Consider the following 4,337-nt stretch of genomic DNA (forward strand, 5'->3'; position numbering starts at 1 on the left):
TGATGAGCTACCTGGGCGACTTCCTGTTCGCGCCCGAGCGTGCGCGCTCGCCCGTGAAATCGCTGTCGGGCGGCGAGCGCAACCGCCTGCTGCTGGCGCGCCTGTTCGCCAAGCCGGCCAACTGCCTCGTGCTGGACGAACCCACCAACGACCTCGACATCGACACGCTCGAACTGCTGGAAGAATTGTTGACGGACTATGCCGGCACCGTCTTCCTCGTCAGCCACGACCGCACGTTCCTCGACAACGTCGTGACCCAGGTCATCGTGTCCGAAGGGCAGGGCATGTGGCGCGAGTACGTCGGCGGCTACAGCGACTGGGAACGCGTGAAAGCCACGGCCCCTTCCGCACCCGCAGCCGCGGCGGCGGCAGCCAGGGCGAGCCCCGCGAAAGCCCAGGATGCCTCCGCCAGCGCACAGGGCGCGTCGGGCAAGAAGGTCAAGTTGAGCTACAAGGAGCAGCGCGAACTGGAGGAACTGCCCCAGCTCATCGCCAGCCTCGAAGACGAGCAGTCGGCGATCACGGCACAGCTGAATGCGCCCGACTTCTACAAGACCAATCCCGCTGACGGTCGCAGGATGAATGCGCGTTACGCCGACATCGAGGAACTGCTCCTCGATGCCCTGGAGCGTTGGGAACGCCTCGAAGCGCGCGCGAAGGGCGAATGACGCCTGCGTCGGCGCAGCGCCGCAAGCGCGGCCGGGCGCCCGTTGACGAAGCGACATGAGCCGGCAATCGGCCGTCATGCCACGACGGCTGCCGTCGCCCGTGGCATGCCGTTCCATCCTGTCCGTCGTGCGTGATCCGCTGCCGCCCGACGTATCTTCCTCGCATTGTTAAATAACAGGCTGCTTGCTGCCGAGTTCGCCTTTCGAGGACCGTCATACGTAAAACCCATCGTACGTATGCTATTCTGGTAACAATGTTGCAAAAACTCATAAGAAATTCCTGACGGGGCCCCGATTACCCACGAGATGGCCGCTACTGGTCCCGCGACCCGGTTGGCGTCATGCTGATGACGTCCTCGTACCATTTGTCGAACGACACGATCGGCCGCCATGCCGATGCGCTGGAACGCTTCGATTCCGTCGTGATGCGCGCTCGGGCATTGAAGCGTGCGCACAGCGGGAAAATGATGATGTATTATCGAAATATTGTCCAATTTATAAGGGCTGACACGTTGGAAGACCCAGCACAGATCGGGACGACGGCCGAAGGGGCGCACGCGTGAAAGCCACCGCGCCACGGGGGCTGACGGTCGCATGTGGGCTTCCTGCGCAAGTTCCTCGTCCTGCTGGCCGCCCGGCTGGCTTGCCCGCCCGGTATTCCCGAAACCCTGCGCGACCGGCTGGCGGAACCAGCGCGCGCAACCATCGAACAACATTACTCAACCGAGGTGGTATGCGGGCACTGTCCGCGATCTACCGTGAACTGGCGGGGGCACAATGATGAGCGAAGCGACAGGGATGGTCTGGCTGGTCAACCGTTTGCGCTGCATGTCCGTGGCCGAGGTCGGCTACCGGATCCGGCAGGCGGCCGCGACGCGCGTGGCGAAGCGGATGCGCGCGCGTGCCGCGCCGCCGCTGCCGCGCGCCAGGACGTTCAATCGCATCGGGCCCGACCTCGGCAGCCCGACCCTGGCGCCCGCCGAACGTGACATGCTGCTGGCCGACGCCGACAGCATCTGCGCCGGCCTCGTCGTCCTGTTCGCCAACCGCAGGTTCGACGTCGGCGTGCCGCCCGTATGGAACCGCGATCCGGACAGCGGCGTCACCGGTCCCGCCATTTATGCCGGGGACATCACGATCACGAACCGCGAACAGGTCGGCGACATCAAGCACGTGTGGGAGCTGAACCGGCACCTGCACCTCGTGCGCCTGGCGCAGGCCTGGACCGTGACGGGCGACGTCGCCTGGCTGCATGCGCTGCACCAGCAGTTGCGCAGCTGGCTCGACCAGTGTCCGCCGCTCGTCGGTCCCAACTGGACGAGCTCGCTGGAACTGGGCATCCGCCTCATCAACTGGGGCCTCGTGTGGCAGCTGATCGGCGGAGAGGGCAGCGACCTGTTCGCCGGCGACGAGGGGCAGCGCCTGCGTGCCGACTGGCTGGACAGCATCCACGCCCATTGCAGCGCGATCGCGCGCCAATTATCCCGCCATTCGGCGGCCAACAATCACCTGATCGGCGAACTGGCCGGCCTGTACGTGGGCGCGTCGGTATGGCCATGCTGGAATGCGTCCGGCGCATGGCTGGAGCAGGCGCGGCGCGAGCTGGAACACGAGGCCCAGGCCCAGTTCTCGCGCGATGGCGTGAACCGCGAGCAGGCCTTCGCGTACCACGTGTTCTCGTCCGAATTCCTGTTCGTGGCGGGCCTCGTCGGCCAGGCCTGCGATCATCCGTTCTCGCGCAGCTACTGGACGAGCCTGCAGCGCGCGCTGCGCTTCCTGCGCTCCGTGCGCGACGTGGGCGGCCACGTGCCGATGGTGGGCGACGCCGACGACGGCATCGTATTCCGCCTCGACGCCCCCGGCAGCGACCGCACCGAACAATTGCTTGCACTGGGCGATGCCGTGCTGCGCCGCATGCCGGCGACCCACCCAGGCGTGCGCTGGCTGTTGCACACCTTGCCCGGCAAGCGGCCGGAAGCGGACCCGCACGAGTCGGACACCGGCTGGGCCTTCCCGGACGGCGGCTATCTGCTGTTCGGTTCGCACTTCGGCGAGCCGAACGAGATCAAGGGCATGGTCGACTGCGGCCCGCTCGGCTACCTGGGCGTCGCCGCGCATGCCCATGCGGACGCGCTGGCGCTGACCCTGTCCGTGGGCGGCGAGGAATGCCTCGTCGATCCGGGCACGTATTCGTACTGGCAGGAACACAAGTGGCGCGACTACTTCCGCGGCACGTCGGCGCACAACACGGTGCGCATCGACGGCCTCGACCAGTCGGTCTCGGGCGGGCGCTTCATGTGGATCAAGAAGGCGCGGGCCGCCATCGAGCGCATGCCGCGATCGCCGCACGAATTCGACTTCCGCGGCTCGCACGACGGCTACGAGCGCCTGGCGGATCCTGTGCGGCACATGCGCAGTGTCCGCTTCGACGCCGCCAGCGCCACGCTGACCGTACGCGACGAGATCGCCGCCAAGAAACATCACCAGGTCGAGCTGTTCTGGCATTTCGCGCCCAACCTGGATACCCGCCTGAACAGTTCCGGCCTGCACGTACGGGGCAAACGCTTCGCGCTGCAGATGCACGCGCACGGCGCGGACCTCAAGCTGGAATTGGTGCGTGGCAATGAAAATCCACCGCTCGGCTGGTACTCGCGCTCCTATGAAAGCAGGCAACCGTGCGATGTTCTGAAGATCAGCACCGTATCGTCCGCCGTCCCGGTCGAGTGCAAGTTTACAATAACGTTTTTCTAACACCGTTTTTCCATAATTACATTTAGGGATTGTTTCAAATGCTTATTTATCTGGTCGCAGGCGCCCGCCCCAATTTCATGAAGATTGCACCGATCGTGCGCGCGCTGCAGGCACGTGCGGATGCGCCGGCGTACAAGATCATCCACACCGGCCAGCACTACGACCGCGAGATGAACGACGTGTTCTTCGAAGAGCTGGGCATTCCGCAGCCGGACGTGTTCATGGCCGCCGGCGGCGGCAGCCATGCCCAGCAGACCGCGAAGATCATGCTCGGCTTCGAGGAACTGTGCGTCCAGGAACGTCCCGACGCCGTGCTCGTCGTCGGCGACGTGAATTCCACGCTGGCCTGCTCGATCGTCGCCAAGAAGCTGAACATCCCCGTCGCCCACGTCGAGGCCGGCCTGCGCAGCTTCGACATGGCGATGCCGGAAGAAATCAACCGCCTCGTCACGGACAGCATCTCCGACTGGTTCTTCGTCACGGAACCGTCGGCCGTCGAACACCTGCGCCGCGAAGGCAAGAAGGAAGCGGCGATCCACTACGTCGGCCACGTGATGGTCGACAACGTGCTGTACCAGGCCGACAAGCTGGGCCACGCGGACTCGTCCGCCTTCGAGACGAGCGCGTGGAAGGCCGGGCGGCAGGCGGCGGGGCAGCGCTATGGCGTCGTCACCCTGCACCGACCCAGCAACGTGGATGACGCGGCCATGTTCAAACGCATCGCCGGCGCATTGAAGGAAATCGCGGCCGACCTGCCGCTGATCTTCCCCGTGCACCCGCGTACCCGCGCGAACATCGAGAAGTTCGGCATCGACCTGGGCCCGAACATCACCCTGGCCGGACCGCAGGCGTATATGGCCTTCCTCAACCTGTGGAAGGATGCGGCCGTCGTGCTGACGGACAGCGGCGGACTGCAGG

At 65.5% G+C, this 4,337-nt stretch carries 4 protein-coding genes; all 4 read left to right on the plus strand.

All coding sequences use genetic code 11. The features are described from left to right. Nucleotides 1–668: ATP-binding cassette domain-containing protein (locus AC1DYX_RS28330; RefSeq protein ID WP_477265119.1), on the plus strand; the 668-nt coding region annotated here is incomplete at its 5' end. A 341-nt stretch (nucleotides 669–1,009) separates the two neighbouring features. Further along, nucleotides 1,010–1,231, plus strand: coding sequence for a hypothetical protein (locus AC1DYX_RS28335; RefSeq protein ID WP_477265121.1), 222 nt, complete (start codon nucleotides 1,010–1,012; stop codon nucleotides 1,229–1,231). 217 nt (nucleotides 1,232–1,448) lie between these two features. Next, a complete protein-coding gene (locus AC1DYX_RS28340) occupies nucleotides 1,449–3,419 on the plus strand; it encodes a heparinase II/III family protein (RefSeq protein WP_477265123.1) in 1,971 nt (656 codons plus the stop codon). Between the two features lie 77 nt (nucleotides 3,420–3,496). Then, the coding region (gene wecB / locus AC1DYX_RS28345) for a non-hydrolyzing UDP-N-acetylglucosamine 2-epimerase (RefSeq protein WP_477265125.1) at nucleotides 3,497–4,337 on the plus strand (841 nt) is incomplete at its 3' end.

It is taken from the genome of Massilia sp. P2_C2, from assembly GCF_056404615.1.